The following is a 19,941-nucleotide window of genomic DNA, read 5'->3' as shown; positions in this document are numbered from 1 at the left end:
TGCAGCCGCCCAAGAGGCGACATCAGAAAATCAGCCTATCCGCTTGCAAGCCGCGTTCCGCGGTCCTTGACCCCCGCCGGGCAACAACGTGGACACCTTCCGTCAGAAGACGAAAGGAGACATATCATGATGACGTTCAACGCACGCGCACTCGTCCCGACCATCGCTGGCTTCCGCGACGAAGTTCTCGCGAGCCGCACCGCATGCACGGCCGCGTTCGCGGCCGCCCTGCATGACACGCTTGCCGCGAAGCTCGACAGAGCGGTTGCCGCTCTTCACGAGGAGGCCGAGACGGAAATGCGGCTCGCCGCCGGCAAGGGAACCGAGGACGGCGATTTCCTGTACGAGATTTACCACACCTGCACGACCTTCGAGCATCTGTGGATGGAAAGCGGGCCGATCTCGATCCTCGACGAGATTTACGAGGATGTCGTCGCGGAGGGAGAAACCTGCCGGGTCGGTCTGGACTACACCGTCATTCCCACAGAGCAGCTGGGAGAAATCGGCGGGATCCTCGACCGCATCCGGCGCGAGACCGGCATTGAGTTCATCGCCGCGCGCGTCTGAACAATAGGAAGGGAGGCGTCCGCGCCTCCCTTCATTCTTGCAATCGGCAACGCGTCACCTCGCTACGACGTGATGACGGTTCTCTCCAATAGGGCGCGCCGATCTTTGGTTGCCTCGCTCACCCGCCGAGACTAGACTCACTGAAATCCGAGAGTATGCGCCGTCTGTCGATGATGGCGCGACCTTCCAGAACAAGGGTGTTGTCGCCGTGATCGAGGAACCAGCCATTGTCGATGTGAACGCACGGCCCGAAGAGCGGAATCCGCTTTTTCGCCCGATGCGATATGTCGCCCGGGCGCTAGTTGCCCTGCCGGTCGCAGTCGCCCGCGGCATCTTCTTTTGCGCTTGGTCCCTCGCCTATTCCGTCCTCAGCCTGCTCCGGCCGGTCGTAGACGTGCTGATGCTCGGCGGTCTCATCATGCCGCTGGTCGCCTTCGTCGCCTTCGTGAAACCGGAAGCGGCCAACGGGATACCATTTTGGGTTTTCCTCCTGATGGCCGCCGGCTTTGTCGGCGTCTCTATCGGCTATTCGAAATTCGTCGATTGGATCGAACCGCCGCGCTAGGCCCCATCGTCGTGGCTGCCCGATGCGATCGCTACGCCGCTGACCGACCGAGCGATGTGCCCGCTGCGCGCATCGCGGCTTCTCCCTTTGGTCACCCTTTCCGCGCCGCCAGAACGCTGGCGACCGTTCCCACGACGATCAGAATCCCCGCCTGGATCAATACCCACAAATCCGGTCCGTAGACGATGCACCAAAGCGCGGCCAATAATGCGACAAGCACGCTCAGGATCAGGCACTTCACGCGCCACGAAAGACGCTTTCCCCGCTGTGACATGAAAAGATAGAGCACGTTCGCAATCGCGATCAGACCACCAAGCGTAAATAACAGTTCCATGAAATTCCTCTCGATCTGAAATCATTCAGAGGCACATTCCGTCCTTCCCTTCTCAGTGCCTTCGCTTGCCAATAGGCACGCAGCCTCCTGTCGCAACATAGTGATTTTGGTCCAATCGGCTCCCCAAGTTCTTGCGAATGAAAAGTCTGGTTTCCGGGGGCTGGCTTCCTGCAATTCGGATTCGCCCAAAATGCTGAACGTCTCAGGGGCTGCGCTTGACGAAGCGATTGGTCCTCGCGACGGAATCCATTTCCCTGCGTCGGAAATAGATCGCGCGCCCGCAACGGATCGGGCTGTGTCCCTGCACGATAATGATCTGCTCGTCCTTGCGCATCGATTGCGTGATCTCGTGCGGCATGATCAGCGGCCGGCGCTGGAAGTTGAGGCTTTCGGATTTCCGCGAGGAACTGATTTTCGTATCCCAGCCGATATTGCGCGAACTGCCCTTCACTTCGACGGTCATTTCCCCACATTGCGCCGAGACGTTGCGCGCCGTATCGAGCGCCTTGATCGCGGCATAGCTCGCGAACGCGCAGCCGTCGATCCATGACACCGCGCCGTCCTTGCCGAAATGCCGCTCAAGCTGGCCGACGGACTGGTACATCAGCATCATGCTGATCCCGTATTTGCGGCCGCGATCGCGCGCTTCCTCCAGCACCCGCATATAGCCAAGCAGGTCGACCTCATCGAGCATGAACAGGGCTCGGCGCTGAAACGCGCCGTCGGCCTCGATCATCGCATTGATCAGCGAGCCGATGATCACCCTGCCGATGCCCGGATAGGACCGAAGGATCGAAGCGGGGATATTGAGGAACACGTCTTTCCTGCCTTCGGCGATCTCGGACGATTTGAACGTGTTGCCGCAGACGAGGGCAGCGTAGTTGTCGAGCGACAGCCACTGCGTATCCTTCGATGCCGTCGAATAGACGCCCGAGAAGGTTTGCTCCGTCATGTTGACGAACACGCCCAGCGTTTCACGGATGAAGGCGGAGGCCGAATGCTCCTGAACGTCGCGGAGCATGGCGAGCACAGAGGTCTCCGGTTCCGAGACGATCTGGCGAAGGCTGCGCAGATTGCGCCGATCGGCAAATTCCGGCGACAGCATCACATGCGCCAGAAGTCCGGTCAGCAGATTGTGCGCCTGGTTCTGGAAGTAGGAGCCGGTGGAACTTTCGAAGCGCACGCTTTCCGACAGCAGCATATGGGCGATGCCGACGATGTCCTCCTCCTTCTTCGTCGACGCCTCGATCCCGTCGAGCACGTTGAAGCCCATGATCGGGTTGGTCGGATCGAGCACCATGACCTCCCGTCGCAACGCCTTCCGGCGATGCTCGACGACCATCGGCGCGACCTCGGTTGACGGATCGAGGCAAATGATCGGACCGGTGTAACGCAGCGCGGTTGGTACGACGTTGCTGGTCGTCTTGTAGCCGCCGGACCCGGCGAAGAAGAGCATGTGCGTGGAATCGAAGTCCTGCTTGTAGGTGAGCAGCGGCGCTGTTCCGCCCTTGCCCCATGTCGACGGATCGATCGGATCGAACGGCAGCGCGTGGACGAGTTCCTTGTCGACGCGATAGCGTTCTCCGACGACGATCTCACCATCGTCGGGGAAGAGCCGCGCGGCCGCCCCCATCGGCAGCCAATCCGCGTCGCCGAAGGTTCCGTGCTTGGCGCGCTTGACCGGTTCGGGCACGACACTGGAGATGCGCGCCGACACTGCCGCCGCCATGAAACCGACCGCCGCGCTGGCAACTGCCACCATATCGAGGAACGATAGCGCCTGATCCCAGCTCAATGCGCCGCGCTCGACATAGGGTGAAAGCCGGGCGACCTCGCGAAGCCCATAAAACCCCGCCATCAGCAGAAAGCAGACGAAGCTTGCCATCGCGATCGGCCGACGCCGATGCAGCGGTAGCGCCCAGACCGTGAGCAACCCCGCGAGCGGTCCGAACAAAAGGACGGGAACCGGCGACGTCCGCAGGAACCAATACTGCGTCTTTCCGGACATGCCGGTCGCCAGCTCCGGCCAGCGCCAGTTGGCGACATAGAACGCAAAACCGGAAACGACGATCGGCACGAAAATGAGCAACAGGCTCGGATGCGGTTTGGCTCGTCCCATCACTCAGCAGCCTCCAGTATCGGACGGTCGCCATCGAGGACCGGAGCCTTGAAGGCTTCCTCGCCCGCATCGCGCAACCGCCGATATTCCGGCGAACCGGACACGACGCGCGCCAGTTCGATGAGCCCACCGAGTAGAAATGCCCGGTCGGCCTTCGACAGTCCGGCGCGCACGACGATCCCGCCGAGCAGGAATTTCTCGCGGGCTTCCTTCTTGCGATCAGCCGTCATGAGAAACCTCCGTCGCCGCTCCAGTCCCGCCACCTGGCTGTCCACGCGGCGAAGCAGCTGCGCCACCAGCCCCTTTCTTCTCCGCTTTGCGAAATCGCGCGGCGATCTCTTCGAAGATGCGATCGACCTCCTCGTCGGCGATCTCCATCTCCGCCAGCCCCGCCTTGGTGGCCGCGCGTGCAAATCGGTCCGCAGATTTTACTATCAAAGTTTTACGACGTTCACGCAGCTTCTCGATTTGCGCGTCGATATCCAGAATTGACGATTTTGCAGCCATTTACCGGGTTTCCTCTCTCGAAATGAATATTGTCACTGGTCTCTCATACTGACTAGAAAACGATAGTAAAATAAGCTACCTTGTGCAAGTCCCCAAAACGTCGATGCCGGAATTCCGGCTTGGGCCGTCTTCCGGAAAAGCGGCATCGGACCTGCGGTCCGATCGATTTGAGGGCGCAATATACGTCGCTGGCGCGACGTGCTTGGGAGATCGGGAGACGTCAGTGGCGATCATGTTCGTCAGAGCGCAGGTGATCAGCAGGGGAGCGGGACGCAGTATCGTCTCGGCCGCCGCCTACCGTCACCGCGCCCGGATGATGGACGAGCAGGTCGGTACCTCCTTCAGCTATCGCGGCGGCGCCGCCGAACTGAAGCATGAGGAGCTTGCGCTGCCGGACCAGGTTCCGGCCTGGCTGCGGATCGCTATCGAAGGGAAGAACGTTGCCGGCGCGAGCGAGGCGCTGTGGAATGCGGTGGAGGCCTTCGAGACGCGGGCGGACGCCCAGCTTGCCCGCGAGCTGATCATCGCCCTGCCGGAGGAACTGACGCGGGCGGAGAACATCGCCCTGGTCCAGGAATTCGTCCGGGACAATCTGACCTCGCAGGGCATGATCGCCGACTGGGTCTATCACGACAAGGACGGCAATCCGCATATCCATCTGATGACAGCGCTGCGGCCTCTTACGGAGGAGGGGTTCGGGCCGAAGAAGGTGCCGGTGCTCGGCGACGACGGCGAGCCATTGCGTGTCGTCACGCCGGACCGGCCGAAGGGCAAGATCGTCTACAAGCTCTGGGCAGGCGACAAGGAAACGATGAAAGCATGGAAGATCGGTTGGGCGGAAACGGCCAACCGACATCTGGCGCTCGCTGGCCATGATATCCGTCTCGACGGGCGCTCCTACGCCGAGCAGGGCCTCGATGGCATTGCACAGAAACATCTTGGCCCGGAAAAAGCGGCACTCGCCCGCAAGGGTGTCGAGATGTATTTTGCGCCCGCCGATCTGGCGCGGCGGCAGGACATGGCCGACCGGCTGCTCGCCGAGCCGGAGCTTCTGCTGAAGCAGCTCGCCAACGAACGCTCGACCTTCGACGAGAAGGATATCGCCAAGGCGCTGCATCGCTATGTCGACGACCCCATGGATTTCGCCAACATTCGCGCGCGCCTTATGGCGTCCGACGATCTGGTTCTGTTGAAGCCACAGCAGGCCGACCGGCAGACCCGCAAGGTGGCGGAGCCGGCGGTCTTCACCACGCGCGAGATCCTCCGCATCGAATACGACATGGCGCAGTCTGCGGAAGTCCTGTCGCAGCGCACCGGCTTCGGTGTTGCCAATGCGAAGGTCGCCAAAGCCGTGCGTCAGGTCGAAACGGCCGATCCGGAAAAGCCCTTCAAGCTCGACCGGGAGCAAGTCGACGCCGTCCGTCACGTCACCGGCGACAGTGCGATCGCGGCCGTCGTCGGGCTTGCCGGCGCGGGAAAGTCTACGCTGCTTGCCGCCGCGCGTGTCGCCTGGGAAGGTGAACATCGTCGTGTCTTTGGCGCGGCCCTTGCCGGCAAGGCGGCAGAAGGGCTGGAAGACAGTTCCGGCATCAAGTCGCGCACGCTCGCGTCATGGGAATTGGCCTGGGAGAACGGGCGCGATCTGCTCGATCGTGGCGACGTCTTCGTCATCGACGAGGCCGGCATGGTGCCGTCGCAGCAGATGGCGCGTGTCTTGAAGGCGGTCGAAGATGCCGGCGCGAAGGCGGTTCTGGTCGGAGACGCCATGCAGCTTCAGCCGATCCAGGCCGGCGCGGCTTTCCGGGCGATATCGGAACGGATCGGTTCCGCCGAGCTTGCCGGTGTTCGCCGGCAGCGGGAAGCATGGGCGCGCGATGCCTCGCGTCTCTTCGCCCGCGGCAAGGTCCAGGAGGGTTTGGACGCCTACGCCCAGAGAGGACGGATCGTCGAGACCGAGCAGCGCGTCGAAGTCGTCGAGCGGATCGTCGCGGACTGGAGCGCGGCGCGCCAAGAAGCAATCGCGCGGTCACAGGCGGAAGGTCACCACGGCCGGCTGCGGGGCGACGAGATGCTCGTGCTTGCCCATACCAACGAGGACGTGAAGCGCCTCAATGAATCGCTGCGCGGCGTGATGAATGCTGCCGGCGCGCTGACGGGCGCACGGGAGTTTCAGACCGAGCGCGGCGCGCGCGAATTCGCTGCCGGCGACCGCATCATCTTTCTCGAAAATGCCCGCTTCCTCGAACCGCGGGCGCGCCGCCTCGGGCCGCAATATGTGAAGAACGGCATGCTTGGAACGGTCGTTGCGACCGGAGATCAGCGCGGAGGGCCGTTGCTGTCGGTTCGTCTCGACAATGGCCGCGACGTCGTCATCAGCGAGGACAGCTATCGCAATGTCGATCACGGCTATGCCGCGACGATCCACAAATCCCAAGGCGCTACTGTCGACCGGACCTTCGTGCTCGCCACCGGCATGATGGACCAGCATCTGACCTATGTGTCGATGACCCGTCATCGCGATCAGGCAACGCTCTATGCGGCGCGCGAGGATTTCGAGGCGAAGCCGGAATGGGGCCGCAAGCCGCGCGCCGATCACGCAGCCGGCGTCACCGGCGAACTCGTGGAGACCGGCGAGGCCAAGTTCCGGCCGGAAGATGAGGATGCCAAGGAAAGCCCCTATGCCGATGTCCGCACGGATGACGGAACCGTCCAGCGTGTCTGGGGTGTGAGCCTGCCGAAGGCTCTGGCCAAGGGCGGCGTTTTTGTCGGCGATACGGTCACGCTTCGCAAGGATGGTACCGAAACGGTCAAGGTGGACGTTGTCGTGACCGATGAGGAGACACGCGAGAAGCGAACGGAGAAACGCGAGGTTCAGCGCAATGTCTGGACGGCGGAGCTGAAGGAATCGGCCGATGCACGTCAGGAGCGGATCGAGCGCGAAAGCCATCGGCCGGAATTGTTCAAGCAGATGGTCGAACGTCTCGGCCGTTCGGGCGCGAAGACCACGACGCTCGATTTCGAGAGCGAGGCTGGCTACCAGACGCACGCCCGCGACTTTGCCCGTCGCCGCGGCATCGACACATTCGCCGAGGTCGCGGCCGGGATGGAGGAGGGAGCTGTCCGGCGGTTGGCGTGGCTTGCGGAAAAGCGCGGGCAGGTGGCGAAGTTGTGGGAGCGCGCCAGCGTGGCGCTTGGCTTTGCCATCGAGCGTGAGAAGAGCATCTCCTATAATGAGAAGCGTTCGGAAACCGTCGCGGCGCAAATTCCCGCGGACCGGCCGTACCTTATCCCGCCGACGACGCGATTTGCCCGGAGCATCGAGGAGGATTCCCGCCGGGCGCAACTGGCCTCGGATCGATGGAAGGAGCGGGAGGCAATTCTTCATCCCGTCCTGGAGAAAATCTATCGCGATCCTGACGGCGCGCTGGCTAGGCTGAATGCGCTGGCGTCGGGTGCCGGGATGGAGCCGCGCCGCCTTGCTGAAGATCTTGCGATGCGCCCGCAGCGTCTCGGCCGCCTGCATGGATCGGACCATCTGGTCGATGGCCGCGCCGCGCGGGACGAACGGAATGCAGCGATGGCAGCCCTATCGGATCTGCTGCCGCTCGCCCGGTCGCATGCGACGGAATTCCGCATACAGGCGGAGCGGTTCGGCATTCGCGAGGAACAGAGGCGTGGGCATATGTCCCTCTCCATTCCCGCGCTCTCGAAACCCGCCATGGCACGTCTTGTCGAAATCGAGGCGGTCCGCGAGCGCGGCGGCCCCGACGCCTACAAGACCGCTTTCGCCTATGCTGTCGAGGACCGTTTGCTGGTCCAGGAGGTCAAGGCGGTCAATGAGGCGCTGACGGCGCGCTTTGGATGGTCCGCCTTCACAGAGAAAGCCGATGCTATCGCGGAGCGCAACATGGTTGAGCGTATGCCGGACGATCTTGGTTCCGATCGACGCGAGAAACTGACGCGGCTCTTCAAGGTCGTGCGCAGGTTTGCCGAGGAACAGCATCTTGCGGAAAAGAAGGACCGCTCGAAGGTGGTTGCCGGCGCCAGCGTCGAGCCGGGGAAGGAGACGAGTGCCGTGTTGCCGATGCTTGCCGCCGTAACGGAGTTCAAGACCTCGGTCGAAGACGAGGCGCGGGTGAGGGCGCGCGAGGTTGCCCACTACGGTCACAATCGCGCGGCCCTTGTCGAAACGGCCGGGCGCATCTGGCGCGATCCCGTCGGCGCCGTCAACAAGATCGAAGCCCTCATCGTGAAAGGTTTTTCGGGCGAGCGGATCGCGGCGGCCGTTGCGAACGACCCTGCGGCCTATGGTGCGCTGCGCGGCTCCGATCGGATCATGGACAAATTGCTCGCTGTCGGCCGCGAGCGAAAAGACGCGCTTCAGGCTGTGCCGGAAGCGGAGAGTCGCGTCCGGTCGCTGGGCTCGTCCTATGCCACAGCCCTCGCCACCGCGTCGCAGGCGATCACTGAGGAGCGCAAACGCATGGGCGTCGCCATTCCCGGCCTATCGCCGGTGGCGGACGAGGCGTTGCGCGAGCTTGCGGCGGCCATGAAGAAGAAGGACGCCAAGCTCAATGTCGCAGCCGGTTCGCTCGATGCCCGCATATGGGAGGAATTTGCAGGCGTCAGCCGGTCCCTTGATCTGCGGTTCGGCCGCGATGCGATCCTGCGCGGCGAGAAGGACGTGATCAACCGCGTGTCGCCTGGGCAGCGCCGTCCATTCGAAGCGATGCAGGAGCGCCTGAAGATATTGCAGCAGACCGTCCGCATGGGCAGCAGCCAGCAGATTGTAGCGGAACGCCAGCGCCGGGCGATCGACCGGGGCCGCGGCGTCATCCGGTGAGCATTTCGACGATATAGAGAAGGAGAAGACCATGACGGAACAGGAAGTCCCTTACGACGCGATCGTCCGCGCCGAAATCGCCATCGAGATCCTCAACCACGCGCGCGCCATCGTCACGGCGCGGGTCTATGAGCTCGAAGCTGCCGATCCCGATGCTGCCGAAGCGTTGCGGTCGCGCCGTCGTGAACTGATCGCCCTGCAGCAAAGCATCAACGTCACCGACCGCGGTTCTGTCGAGAGCGTCATCGCGCTCTGGGGGCCGCGCGTAAAGGACGATGCCCGGTTCTGGGCGGAGTTCTGATCATGGCGGACGATCAGGCATCCGGCCCGCTCTCACTGGCGCGGAATGAGAGCATTTTCCGCAACGACATTCTTCCCGATTATCTGCCGGAGACGATAAGGCCGGCGGAGCTGCCGCGGATGATCCTGCTCGGCGGCCAGCCCGGGGCTGGCAAAACGGCGGTTCTGATCGCGAGCCAGACGGAGCTCGAACAATCGGGGCCGACGATCCGCATCGTCGGCGACGATCTGCGCTCCTATCACCCACAGTTTCGTGCGTTCCAGAAACAGGATCCGGAGACCGCGTCGCAGTTCACCCAGGCCGATGCCGGGCGGTGGACGGAGAAGCTGCTGGCGGCGGCCGCCGAGCGCCAGGTGAACATCGTGTTCGAAACCACGATGCGCACACCGGAGAATGTCGCCCGCGTCATCGGCATGGCCCGCGCCGCCGGTTACGAGGTCGAGGCTCGAGCGGTTGCCGTCAATCCGCGGCTCAGCTGGCAGGGAAACCACTATCGCTTCGAGGAGATGCTGCATGCCGGCGACGCAGCGCGCATTCCGCCGCAGCACGTTCACGATGCGGCTGTCACCGGATTGCGCATGAGCCTCGAGAAGGTCGAGACGGAAAACCTCGTCGACCGTGTCCAGCTTCGAACGCGGGGTGGCACAATCCTTTACGACAATGAGCGAGGTGCGGCCGGCTGGTCGCGACCCTCAGAGGCGCGGGCCAATCTCGAGCGCGAGCAAACACGGCCAATGACGCGCGGCGAACTACAGCGTTTTTCCGATGATTGGAGCCATGTTCTCGCCCGCATGGAGGAGCGGCATGCGCCCGAGGACCGCGTAGCGGCCGTCAGGACACGAGCCGTCGAGGACGTGAACCATTTGCTTGCGCAACGCCGCGAGGCGGACGGCGATGATGGATCTCGGCGCGCGCGGTCGATGTTCCAGACACGCGCTGACGCGCTTGCTATGTTCGTCGAGCTCTACGACAATGCGCTACGCGACGCCGAGCGCCGCCCGATCGGCAACATCGAGGCGCATGCGGTCGGGCGACTGTCACAGAGTTACATGGCATTGAAACTGGTCGAAACCGCCCGCGACCTTGGCCTTTTGCCCGATGACAGCACGATCGTCGCAACACGCGCCATGGTTCAGGATAAGCGCGGTGCCCGAGAGTTTCCCGCCGCCCATCGCCTGCCGGCCGATCTCGCTGTCGAAATGCCGAATGGCGAGCGCAAGCGGCTGACCGAGCATTTCGATGTGGGGCTCAACCAGGTTGCCGTCGATCGCGATGTCTTCGCTCGAACGGACCGCCTGTCCCGTATGGCCAATGTCGTCGATTCCTGGCTGGAAGCCGCCGGTATGCGCAAGACGCTGGTGCGGGCAGCAAACGCCGTCGCGTCCAGACGCATGTCGGCGAGTGCTGCCATGTCCGATATCGTGGAGCCGGGATACGCTGCAGCGGTGGCCCGCACCCGCCAGCGCCTGGATCGGAACATGGCACTTGCCGAGCGGACTACCATCGCCACCTCGATCGTCGATCAACGCGGTGAACCGTTCCGCGCGATGGTCGACGACCTGCGACTGCGAACCGGCGATCTTGAAAACCGGGCGCGGGCGAAGGCCATGATGGAGGTAATTCTGGATGAGACCGCGCGGCATGAACGGCTTGACGTTGAGCGGCGGCGCGTGGCCGAGGAATTTGCGCGCGGCATAGCCGATAACGAGCGCAGTCTCGGCGCGCGCCAGACGTTAGGGCGCGGCGCCGGTCGCCCCGACGTTCTGGTCGCTGGTCGGGACCTTCCGGATTTGACCGAGAAGGAGATTGCCGGCAAGCTGTATGGTTCCGCACGCCTCGCCGACAAGCGCGCCGAGATCGAAAACCTGTCGCGACTGGTCTTCGGCAATAGCCAGGCGGTGGCACCGTCAGTGCTGAGCATTCGCGATGCGCGAAGTGGTGCGGCCGCTGGCGATGATGTCCGCGAGGGCCGTCTGGGGGAAATGGCTGGGGAGGGGAAAGGCTGGTTGCGGGGTCCAAGTCCCGCGCGACAGTCCGCCGAAGCTCACGCGCCGCAGCTTGCGGCCGCATTGGCCGACTACGGACAGGCGATGGATTTCGAGCGACACCAGATCGTGAGCCAACATCGTGAAGCGCAGGCGCGGCAGCGGGTCGAAATCCCGGCGCCGTCCGCGAAGCTCACCGAAGCCTTGAGGAGCGATGGTCACGATCAGGCGCGCCGCCTGAACAGCGAGCCATCCCTTCGTCGCGAGCTGGAGGCGATGAACTTTGCGATCAGCAGGCGTCTATCGCCGGCAGACAAGGCAGACCTGAAGGAGGGAAATGTCGGTCGGCTCGCCTCTTCGCTTGGCACAACGCGCGACCAGGCGGCATCACTGAGAGAGATCCACGACCAGGCACGTGCGCTGCAGGAGCGGAACCTCCGCCAGAACCGCGACCTCGCTCGTGGAAGCCAGTTGGGAATCCGCCGTTGACTACGACCGCGGCAGGCTCAGAGCAGCCTGCCGCTCAGCATTTCTGGCCGTCTCAAGGTGTCGTGCCGCCCACTTTGAAGGGCACGTCGCCGGCTGCCTGCCACTCGAGCGCTTGAGCGTGGACAGTGGTAACTGCAGCAAGCTGGCCTTGCAGCAGCATTCGAATGCCGCAGAAGACGACCAAGTTTTTTCCTTCGACCCGCATCTGAAGGCCTTCGTCGGCCGGCCGAATAATCGCGCGGGCGTCTTCGAAGGTAAGAAGCTTGTCGGCGTCAGTAACGTCGATCGCTAGGCAATACTCGCAACATTTCGTGCAGAGCGTTTCAGCAACCCATCGGGCATGCGCGACCGGCACGAAGGCTTCCGCAACATGTTTGTACATTGGATCAACTCCAGGCTTTAGAGGCACTCCAGCCGAGCGGAGCGTGTAGGCCGGAGGACGGCAGCTCATGCGGGTATCCGCGCCGGTTCGAGGATCGCCCGGGCCGGGAAGGCGGGCCGACGGTAAAGCCGGTCGCTGACCTTGAGCTTTTCCCGCATCGCAGCCAGGACACGGTTCGAAACCTCAAACGCGCCGCAGCAGACGGGTAAGCGGCCATACCCATCGGACCGGCCGAGCTCATCGAGTTCCGCGCCGGCCTTTTGGTAAACGCGCTTCATATGCGGTTCGTAGTTCGAGATCATCGTATGGATGCCGCTGTCGAGCGCGACCTCGCACAATGCCAGAAGCAAAAGGCAAAACGCGCGATCGGGTCGTATTTCCGGTGCAATCGCGTCTTCGTCGATGCACATCCTTGTGCCTTCCCAGATGCCCGGTGCGACCAGATCGCACGCATCGGGAAATGTATCCCTGAACACGTCATAGAGCAGGGTCGGGCCTGTCGTCGGCATCAGACGAACGGAGCCAAAGAGGCGTCGCTTCTCCTCGTCGCACCACAACAGATAGGCCGGATGTAGGTCATCGTATTGGTCCCGTTCGCGCGGGCCGGACACGGCAACCTCCCAGCCGAGCTTGTCTGCGAAAACCTTCTTCCTGAGCCTGAACGACTGATCGAGAAGATCGCGATGTTTTTGGTACTCGTGCGCCTGAACAAGAATATACATGTGTGCCTCCATAGGTTGATGGAGGTCATCATGCGGATCAAAAGACGTGCGATAAATTCCCCAGAAGGATACCCTCAGCTGGGGGTATTGCCAAATGGATGAATCAGGCGCAGCTGAATCGCTCGGGCGATCGTATAGGTGATCGTGCCGCCACCGAGCTTGTTGCGAGCGGACTTGAGGTAGGCCCGAGTGGTGTGCTCGGACAGTTTCAGCATGAGGGCGATATCGACGCTGTCCTTGCCGAGGGCCCTCCAATGCAGGCATTCGATTTCGCGCGCTGAGAGCTGTGGAATGGGATCGTGCTCTCCGTAGAGTTCGTAGATCGCTTTGTGATGGATCAGGAACGCGAGTTCCAGCCATTCCTCCCGATACTGGGCGATGGTTGCGCTCCAATCATCGCCTGGTAGGCGCGAATTCAGTGAGAGCAGCGCCCGCCGCGATTTGTCGACAATCGGGATCGAGTAGCCATTCGCGCCAATGTCATGGCGTTGCGCATCCAGCAGGAACGCGTGAGCCGTTGGCGGGACATCGACTTCGCGCCAGTCGAAGGGCAATTGACGTACGAGACCTTCGCGGAGAATGGGATCGATCTTGACGTAATCGCGCAGGAGATAACGGGAAATCCAGGCGGCGTCGTACGTCGTGCGCACATAGGGGGTATCGACGACGTCCACTATCGTGAATGCGAGGTGATATGTTGAGAAATCAACGCCGTATGCGAGGTGGAATATCTGAAGTGCGTCTTGAATGCTATCGGCCTCCTCGACCTCGAGCATAATCCTGTCAAAGCGGGACCGTCTTTCTGCTTTCATTTAGTTGCTCCAGAAGTGCGGGGTACACCGATGCCCATGTCAGACTATTTCCTACTCAACAATAGTTCGTTATGTTATAACATATCGCATAATCTATCTTATGGAACTTGATCGCCTTTGCCACGTCACGCCGCGACGTAACTAGAGAACTTCCCGGGATCGATGAATCGATTGCGATTTTGTAACGGGGCATAGGATCATCGCAGGAGGCAGTTAAACGCCATCATCGCCATGAGTGAATTGTAGAGGGTAGAAACGGGGTTCGAGGAGGGCATGCCTGCACCCGAACTCGTCTCCGCGAGGAAATGTTCTTGTCTATCATACCCAATCTCTTCGGCGTCTGGAAAAAGAACTGGTAGTGGGCCTAGGAATATCCGGGAGTGCAAAAGCAACCCGGTATGCGCTCACCCGGCAGGAATTGCTCGAACGCTTCCTCATTGGCGCTCTCAGAACCTGACCAGCGCTATTCAAGGGTGGCCGGCAGAAGACTTAGACGCGCTTATGCCGTGGGGCTTCGAGCCCGACACCATCAGCTGAGCGTTATTCTCCTTCATTTGATGCGTCCACTTTCTTGATCCTTCCCAGCTTCAGCAGAACCAGAGCGATGTGCCGGTCGCGTCAATCTCTGCGGATCAATGACTTCGGAAATCAAGAACTCAGAGATATCCGGGTTTCCGGCTATTACTTCTTGAATGGGTTTACCCGAGGCCAAAACTTCTTTCGCCAATTCAGCCGCGCGCTCATAGCCGATGGCGGGCGTCAAGGCAGTTGCGATGGCAGCGCTTGCGTCCAGATGCTTGCGGCAGACGTCCGGGTTGGCTGTGATACCGGCAATGCATTTCACCCGAAGCAGGTCTACGGCGTTGGTCAGAAGGTAAAGTGCATGAAGAATGTTATAGGCGATGACCGGCTCCATGACATTCAACTGGAGTTGACCGGCTTCAGCCGCAAGCGTGATTGTCACGTCGTAACCAATGATCTGGAAAGCCACTTGGTTGACGACTTCCGGTACCACCGGATTGACCTTGCCGGGCATAATCGAGGAGCCGGGCTGAAGGGGCGGTAGGTTGATCTCATTCAAACCGCCACGAGGCCCGCTGGAAAGCAGGCGAAGGTCGTTGCAGATTTTCGACAGCTTCGTGGCCGTTCGCTTTAACATTCCGGAAAACAGGACGAATGCTCCGGTATCCCAGCAGGCTTCTATCAGGTTTTTGGCGGGAATCAGAGGAAGGCCGCAGATTGAACGAAGCTCCGCCACGGCGGCGGCCTGATATTCCGGATTGGTATTGATGCCGGTCCCGATCGCTGTGCCACCGAGATTGATTTCATGAAGAATGGACGCGATCTCGCCAAGACGATCGACATCCTCGCGAAGCGTTGCGGCGAAAGCCTGGAGCTCCTGCCCAAGCGTCATCGGCACGGCATCCTGCAATTGAGTTCGCCCGAGCTTTATGACATCGGAAAAGAGCGCTCCCTTATTCTCGAATTCGTCTGAAAGCTGGGTAATTGCATCCTGCAATTGACGATAGGACAGCAGTATCGCCAAGCGTATCGCCGTCGGATAGACATCGTTCGTGGATTGCGAGAGATTGACATCGTCGTTCGGGTGCAGGGAGCCATATTGTCCACGAGGCAATCCCATCAGATCCAGGCCACGATTGGCGATGACCTCGTTAATGTTCATGTTGGTCGAGGTGCCCGCGCCGCCTTGGAACACGTCGAGGGGAAACTCCTGCAGATGCTGGCCGTCAGCAATTTCCGCGCAGACCTGGCAGATAATGTCAGCTTTCCGTTGTTCCAGCTCTCCAAGCCTGGCGTTCGCACGCGCGGCGGCCATCTTCACATAAGCGAGCGACTTGATGAAGTTGGGAAAATGATTGATCGCGATCCCTGAAACCGGGAAATTTGCGATACCCCGTGCCGTTTGTGGACCATAGTAAGCTTTTGCCGGGATCGCGACTGGCCCAAGCGGGTCCTTTTCAACACGTTCCATTGGCATGATATCCATCATATTCATCTCTCGACACATTGGGACAGGGATGCGCCATGCATTTCGCATGGGTCATTGCAGCCCGAAGCCGTGGTCCTGTCGCCAAACTCTGAAGCCGCCGCACAGGAGGTTGCCCTTGGGCACGCGGTGCCGCGGCATCCAAGGGCCTCCGGCAGAAGTAAATATGGTGTCAGGGGCACCAGGTCGCTTCGTAGTGCACAGACCGGTCGTCGAAGCGCGTCAGGAACGCTTGCGTATCCAGCGGCACAACGGCCTTCGTGTTATCTTCGCCGGCAAAGGCGATGATCGAGTCCATCGACTCCCAGAATGTGATTTCGACAAACTCGACCTCACCGGTGTCGAGCGGACGCCGCATGAAATACGACCCTTTGTATCCCGCCACCCGATGAAGGGCGGGAAGCGTCGTCTTCGTGAGGAGTTCCTCGTATGAATCCGCCATTTCGGGCTTGGCCCATCCACGCCAGACGCGTCCAATCATGTTCATCTCCACTGTTCAGGGTTAAGGTTGTTCAATCTTCCAGGACGTGTATGCTGTCCGGCGAGATCTTGAGTTCCACCTTGTCACCGACCGCGTAGAACTGGCCGGCGGGGGCAAGGCAACGGATCATGTGTCCGCCGAGGTCAAGCACATAGCGGGTGCGCGCACCGAGGAAGATCTGTGTAACGACGGACGCGATCAGCGCTCCCCGGCTTAGCGCAGCGTTGTCGGGCTCAGGCGCGAGGATGGCATCCTCCTGCCGGAACATGATGGTCGCTCGCTTCTTCGCCGAGTGCTTGGCCCTCAGCAGCAGAACCTGTCCGTCGGAAAGCAGCGCACGTGCGCCATCGCCATGGGGCTGCAATTCGGCATCGATGAGATTCGTCGATCCCATGAACGAGGCGGCAAACCGTGTTCGCGGCACCGAATAGAGGGCCTTCGGGGCTCCCTCCTGCTCGATCCTGCCGCCGTTGAGCAGGATGACGCGGTCCGACAAGCTCAGCGCTTCTTCCTGATCGTGGGTCACGAACACGGTGGTAAGGCCGGTCTGCCGGTGCAGGAGGATCAACTCCTCCTGCATGCTTTCACGCAGCCGCGCATCGAGGTTCGAAAGCGGCTCGTCTAGCAGCAGCACCTGTGGTGAAGAAACCACCGCACGGGCAACCGCGACACGCTGTTGCTGGCCGCCTGAAAGAGCGCGGGGCCGCCGGTCGGTCAGATGGTCGAGCTGGACCAGCTTCAGCGCGGCGACGGCGCGGTCACGCTGTTCCGCCCGGTTGCCGATCTTGCGCATGCGCAACGGGAACATCACGTTCTCTAGGACCGTCAGATGCGGAAGCAGGGCATAGGATTGGAACACCATCGCGATGTCGCGAAGCTCGGGTGGCAAGCGTGTCGAATCCTTACCGCCGATGTGGATCGTCCCGCTCGTGGCCCCTTCCAGGCCCGCGATCATCCGCAGCAGGGTGGTCTTTCCGCATCCGCTCGGACCAAGCAGGCTGACGAACTCGCCTTTCGCGATGGAAAGCGAAATGTTCTTGATGACCTGAACATTGCCGAAGGACTTGGAGATATTGTCGAGTTGTACAGCATTCATGATATCACCCCGCCACGCGCTGGATGCCGAGCACGCGATCAATGACAAAGATGAGCACGACGGTCAGTCCGATCATCAGGGCCGAGGCGGCAGCGATGGATGGGTCAGGGCTGTATTCAAGCTGTGTGTAGATCTGAATGGGCAACGTGATGACCTCTGGTGAGCGAAGGAACAGGGAGACGATCGCTTCGTCGAAGGATATGTTGAAGGCGAAGAACGCCCCGGCCGCGATGCCCGGCATCGCTTGCGGCACGACGACGTGAAGGATGGCCTTCCACGGTCCCGCTCCCATCGTCCGCGCAGCCTCTTCGAGATATCTGTCGGAGGTGGATAGAACGGCGAGGGTCGTGCGGATAACGTAGGGAACGGCGATGACGGTATGACCGATCCACAAGGCCGCGAACGAGGTGCGCCCGAAATAGGCACTCCAGAAGATAAGCAGTCCCAATGCGAAGATGATTGTCGGGAGCACCAGCGGCGCCAGAAAAAGGGCCGAAAGCACAGACGTGCCCGGCAATCTCCCCCTGTGAATCACGGTCGCGACCGAAGCGCCGATGATCGTCGCGGAGATCGTCACGACCACCGCCAGCTTCAGGCTGGTGATAGCTGCGCCCATGTATACGGACGAGGAAAGCACCGCCTCGTACCACCGCAGGCTCAGCCCCTGAGGCGGAAAGGTGATGTAGTCGCCGGCCGTGAAGGAGACGCCGACGACCACTGCCAGCGGACCCAGGACAAAGGCAACGATTGCGACCAGATAGATGACCGCCGCAATGCGGACAGACGTGGGGGCGGATTCAACCATTGGCGCGCCTCGACAGTCTTGCATAGGGGATGAGAAGCATGAGGACTCCGACAACGAGGATGATGGATTGAGCGGCGGCGAAGGGCCAGTCCAGCGTGCGGGTTGCTGTTTCGTAGATCGAACCGGCCAGAACCGGCAGGCGCGCACCCCCGAGCAGCGAAGGCGTGATGAAATAACTGGCCGACAGGGTGAAGACGAGAAGCGAACCGGCAATCACCCCCGGAATGGCAAGCGGCAGGACAACCAGGCGCAGCGACTTCAGGAATGTGCAACCCATGACGCGGGACGCTTCTTCCAGACGGATGTCGATACGCATGACGACGCCGAGAATCGACAGGACCATGAAGGGGAAGAGCACCTGCGTCATGCCCAGGACAACCGCGGTCTCGGTCTGCATGAGTGAGTAGTTACGCCTGACCAATCCGAGCATATTGAGCGTATCGGGTATCAGCCCGCCGCGGCCGAGCAGGACCATCCAGCCGAAGGTTCGAACCACGACGCTGGTCATGAGAGGCAGCGTAATGCTGATAATCAGCCACAGGCGGAGCCGTGCGGACCCGCGCGCCATGATGTAGGCGAGCGGGAAACCGGCCACGATGCACAGCGCCGTGATGATGAGCGAGAGCTTTACGGTCCGCCAGGCGATTTCGAGATAAAAAGGATCGGTCAGAAACCGGCTCAGGTGTGTCGCCGTGAGCACCCCGTTGGCATCCCTGACGCCGAGAAGCAATATCCCGGCGACAGGAATGAGGAACCCCACCATAAGGAGGAGAAACCCGGGCGCAGCAATGAGAAGATCTGTTCGGAGTTTGTTCATGTCTACCCCCTTGGTTTCTCCTCTGAACTTCAGCGCGAGATCAACTTCTTCCAGTTTTCGACGAGCACGTTGCGGATTTCGTCAACCTGCACAGGATCGAACCGGACCATCGATTTGATCGCATCGCCGTAGACCACATCCTGCGCCACATCCGGCGTGAGCTCGGTCTTGCTGTTGGTGGGCGAGTAGCGCATCTCGCGGGCGAATGCGGCCTGCACCTCCGGCGACAATTCGAAATCGATCAGCTTCTTGGCCAGATCCTGGTTCGGCCGATTGGCAACGAGGTTGGCGGTGAAGTACACGGCGGGAGCGCCTTCCTTGGGGATTATGAACTTCACCGGAAGGCCGCTCTGGCGGATGGTGTAGGCATAGTCCTGGGCGAACGCCGCCAACCAGGCATCGTTCTGCGCGAAGTTCTGCTGGACCTCGGGAGACGAGCTGATGATGACGGATCGATCGAGCAGCTCGCCAGCTTTCTCAAGGCCGGGCGCGGTGTCGGCGAGCGTTCCGCCCCAGATCTGATTCATCATCAGGAGTCCGAGCATGCCGAAGGAGTTGGACAGGTCCGTCAAGATGAGGTGATCGCCATACTCGTCGCTCCACAGATCCTTCCAAGAATCCGGGGCTCTCGGCACCTTTTCTTCGTTGTAAAGCAGGCCGACCGTCGTCACGAGGTGAACCGGTCCCTCCCCTCGGGCCAATCCTTCGGCGGCGAAGGGATAGAGGTCGGCGGCGTTGGTGAGTTCTTCCGGCTTGATCGGCGCCAGAAGCCCCTCCCTCGCGGCGATCACCTCCTGGCCGCCTGAAAAATGCACCACGTCGTATTGCGGGGCATCCTTCTGTGCTCGCAATTGCGCGAGCGTATCGGCCGAGTAGAGCGTGACCACCTCGATCTTGACGTTGTTCGCCTTCTCGAAGGGTTCGAAGACAAGCTTCTTGTGCAGCTTCTCATAGGGGCCACCCCACGAATTGACGATGAGGGTCGGCTTCTCCTGAGCGAAGCTTGCAGTCGTGGTCAGCATCATGACCATGGCGATGGACGACAGGTATTTTTTCATTGTGATTCCCCTTTTCTTTGGTCGGTTGATAAATCAGTTTCACCCCTTTT

At 61.2% G+C, this 19,941-nt stretch carries 18 protein-coding genes; 5 read left to right on the top strand and 13 right to left on the bottom strand.

Annotated features, from left to right (window positions below):
- The first annotated feature begins 126 nt into the window (after positions 1-126).
- Both GB927_RS28125 and GB927_RS28120 read left to right on the top strand, forming a co-directional pair.
- Positions 127-567: a hypothetical protein gene (locus GB927_RS28125; RefSeq protein ID WP_006472603.1), complete on the top strand. Its 441-nt coding sequence runs from the start codon at positions 127-129 to the stop codon at positions 565-567.
- Between the two features lie 208 nt (positions 568-775).
- A complete protein-coding gene (locus GB927_RS28120) occupies positions 776-1,132 on the top strand; it encodes a hypothetical protein (RefSeq protein ID WP_006472604.1) in 357 nt (118 codons plus the stop codon).
- Between the two features lie 91 nt (positions 1,133-1,223).
- Here GB927_RS28120 and GB927_RS28115 read toward each other — a convergent pair whose 3' ends face one another.
- From GB927_RS28115 to GB927_RS28100, 4 genes are all read right to left on the bottom strand, one after another.
- The gene (locus GB927_RS28115; RefSeq protein ID WP_006472605.1) at positions 1,224-1,466 is read right to left on the bottom strand and encodes a hypothetical protein; all 243 of its coding nucleotides are present in this window, start codon (positions 1,464-1,466) and stop codon (positions 1,224-1,226) included.
- 202 nt (positions 1,467-1,668) lie between these two features.
- Positions 1,669-3,585, bottom strand: coding sequence for a Ti-type conjugative transfer system protein TraG (gene traG, locus GB927_RS28110; protein ID WP_305112748.1), 1,917 nt, complete (start codon positions 3,583-3,585; stop codon positions 1,669-1,671).
- Positions 3,585-3,815 (bottom strand): conjugal transfer protein TraD, encoded by a 231-nt coding sequence (locus tag GB927_RS28105; protein ID WP_006472607.1) that lies wholly within the window; start codon positions 3,813-3,815, stop codon positions 3,585-3,587. Before GB927_RS28105 ends, traG begins: the two co-directional genes overlap by 1 nt.
- A complete protein-coding gene (locus GB927_RS28100) occupies positions 3,805-4,092 on the bottom strand; it encodes a TraC family protein (RefSeq protein WP_256120540.1) in 288 nt (95 codons plus the stop codon). Before GB927_RS28100 ends, GB927_RS28105 begins: the two co-directional genes overlap by 11 nt.
- Before the next feature lie 223 nt (positions 4,093-4,315).
- On the opposite strand from GB927_RS28100, the gene traA reads away from it, so the two are divergent.
- The 3 genes from traA to GB927_RS28085 are packed head-to-tail and all read left to right on the top strand — an operon-like array spanning position 4,316 to position 11,710.
- Positions 4,316-8,935, top strand: coding sequence for a Ti-type conjugative transfer relaxase TraA (gene traA / locus GB927_RS28095; protein ID WP_256120539.1), 4,620 nt, complete (start codon positions 4,316-4,318; stop codon positions 8,933-8,935).
- Between the two features lie 31 nt (positions 8,936-8,966).
- Positions 8,967-9,236, top strand: a complete 270-nt coding sequence (locus tag GB927_RS28090) for a hypothetical protein (RefSeq protein ID WP_256120538.1) — start codon at positions 8,967-8,969, stop codon at positions 9,234-9,236.
- 2 nt (positions 9,237-9,238) lie between these two features.
- Entirely contained in the window at positions 9,239-11,710 is a 2,472-nt protein-coding gene (locus GB927_RS28085; RefSeq protein WP_256120537.1) for a zeta toxin family protein, read from the top strand.
- A 52-nt stretch (positions 11,711-11,762) separates the two neighbouring features.
- Here GB927_RS28085 and rctB read toward each other — a convergent pair whose 3' ends face one another.
- From rctB to GB927_RS28040, 9 genes are all read right to left on the bottom strand, one after another.
- A complete protein-coding gene (rctB, locus tag GB927_RS28080; protein ID WP_256120536.1) occupies positions 11,763-12,092 on the bottom strand; it encodes an SMa0974 family conjugal transfer regulator in 330 nt (109 codons plus the stop codon).
- 65 nt (positions 12,093-12,157) lie between these two features.
- The gene (locus GB927_RS28075; RefSeq protein ID WP_256120535.1) at positions 12,158-12,814 is read right to left on the bottom strand and encodes an acyl-homoserine-lactone synthase; all 657 of its coding nucleotides are present in this window, start codon (positions 12,812-12,814) and stop codon (positions 12,158-12,160) included.
- Between the two features lie 74 nt (positions 12,815-12,888).
- Positions 12,889-13,626 carry a LuxR family transcriptional regulator gene (locus GB927_RS28070; RefSeq protein WP_256120534.1) on the bottom strand — a complete coding sequence of 246 codons (738 nt, stop codon included), beginning with the start codon at positions 13,624-13,626 and terminating at the stop codon, positions 12,889-12,891.
- A gap of 550 nt (positions 13,627-14,176) precedes the next feature.
- On the bottom strand, positions 14,177-15,634 hold the full coding sequence (locus tag GB927_RS28065; protein WP_439655541.1) for an aspartate ammonia-lyase: 1,458 nt from the start codon (positions 15,632-15,634) through the stop codon (positions 14,177-14,179).
- A gap of 172 nt (positions 15,635-15,806) precedes the next feature.
- Positions 15,807-16,115: an antibiotic biosynthesis monooxygenase gene (locus GB927_RS28060; protein WP_256120532.1), complete on the bottom strand. Its 309-nt coding sequence runs from the start codon at positions 16,113-16,115 to the stop codon at positions 15,807-15,809.
- A 31-nt stretch (positions 16,116-16,146) separates the two neighbouring features.
- Positions 16,147-17,211: an ABC transporter ATP-binding protein gene (locus GB927_RS28055; protein ID WP_256120531.1), complete on the bottom strand. Its 1,065-nt coding sequence runs from the start codon at positions 17,209-17,211 to the stop codon at positions 16,147-16,149.
- Positions 17,212-17,215: 4 nt separating this feature from the next.
- On the bottom strand, positions 17,216-18,016 hold the full coding sequence (locus GB927_RS28050) for an ABC transporter permease (RefSeq protein ID WP_256120530.1): 801 nt from the start codon (positions 18,014-18,016) through the stop codon (positions 17,216-17,218).
- The gene (locus tag GB927_RS28045; protein ID WP_256120529.1) at positions 18,009-18,833 is read right to left on the bottom strand and encodes an ABC transporter permease; all 825 of its coding nucleotides are present in this window, start codon (positions 18,831-18,833) and stop codon (positions 18,009-18,011) included. Before GB927_RS28045 ends, GB927_RS28050 begins: the two co-directional genes overlap by 8 nt.
- 29 nt (positions 18,834-18,862) lie before the next feature.
- The gene (locus tag GB927_RS28040) at positions 18,863-19,891 is read right to left on the bottom strand and encodes an ABC transporter substrate-binding protein (RefSeq protein ID WP_256120528.1); all 1,029 of its coding nucleotides are present in this window, start codon (positions 19,889-19,891) and stop codon (positions 18,863-18,865) included.
- Between the last annotated feature and the right edge of the window lie 50 nt (positions 19,892-19,941).

Source organism: Shinella lacus (genome assembly GCF_010994755.1).
Taxonomy (GTDB): Bacteria; Pseudomonadota; Alphaproteobacteria; order Rhizobiales; family Rhizobiaceae; genus Shinella; species Shinella lacus.
This window is presented reverse-complemented; position numbering and strand designations above follow the sequence as displayed.

Excerpts from the sequence above, each read along its gene's own strand:
- GB927_RS28125 (WP_006472603.1), top strand. The coding sequence starts at position 127 with ATGATGACGTTCAACGCACGCGCACTCGTCCCGACCATCGCTGGCTTC.
- GB927_RS28115 (WP_006472605.1), bottom strand. The coding sequence starts at position 1,466 with ATGGAACTGTTATTTACGCTTGGTGGTCTGATCGCGATTGCGAACGTG.
- traG (WP_305112748.1), bottom strand. The coding sequence starts at position 3,585 with ATGGGACGAGCCAAACCGCATCCGAGCCTGTTGCTCATTTTCGTGCCG.
- GB927_RS28105 (WP_006472607.1), bottom strand. The coding sequence starts at position 3,815 with ATGACGGCTGATCGCAAGAAGGAAGCCCGCGAGAAATTCCTGCTCGGC.
- GB927_RS28100 (WP_256120540.1), bottom strand. The coding sequence starts at position 4,092 with ATGGCTGCAAAATCGTCAATTCTGGATATCGACGCGCAAATCGAGAAG.
- GB927_RS28090 (WP_256120538.1), top strand. The coding sequence starts at position 8,967 with ATGACGGAACAGGAAGTCCCTTACGACGCGATCGTCCGCGCCGAAATC.
- GB927_RS28085 (WP_256120537.1), top strand. The coding sequence starts at position 9,239 with ATGGCGGACGATCAGGCATCCGGCCCGCTCTCACTGGCGCGGAATGAG.
- rctB (WP_256120536.1), bottom strand. The coding sequence starts at position 12,092 with ATGTACAAACATGTTGCGGAAGCCTTCGTGCCGGTCGCGCATGCCCGA.
- GB927_RS28075 (WP_256120535.1), bottom strand. The coding sequence starts at position 12,814 with ATGTATATTCTTGTTCAGGCGCACGAGTACCAAAAACATCGCGATCTT.
- GB927_RS28070 (WP_256120534.1), bottom strand. The coding sequence starts at position 13,626 with ATGAAAGCAGAAAGACGGTCCCGCTTTGACAGGATTATGCTCGAGGTC.
- GB927_RS28065 (WP_439655541.1), bottom strand. The coding sequence starts at position 15,634 with ATGGATATCATGCCAATGGAACGTGTTGAAAAGGACCCGCTTGGGCCA.
- GB927_RS28060 (WP_256120532.1), bottom strand. The coding sequence starts at position 16,115 with ATGATTGGACGCGTCTGGCGTGGATGGGCCAAGCCCGAAATGGCGGAT.
- GB927_RS28055 (WP_256120531.1), bottom strand. The coding sequence starts at position 17,211 with ATGAATGCTGTACAACTCGACAATATCTCCAAGTCCTTCGGCAATGTT.
- GB927_RS28050 (WP_256120530.1), bottom strand. The coding sequence starts at position 18,016 with ATGGTTGAATCCGCCCCCACGTCTGTCCGCATTGCGGCGGTCATCTAT.
- GB927_RS28045 (WP_256120529.1), bottom strand. The coding sequence starts at position 18,833 with ATGAACAAACTCCGAACAGATCTTCTCATTGCTGCGCCCGGGTTTCTC.
- GB927_RS28040 (WP_256120528.1), bottom strand. The coding sequence starts at position 19,891 with ATGAAAAAATACCTGTCGTCCATCGCCATGGTCATGATGCTGACCACG.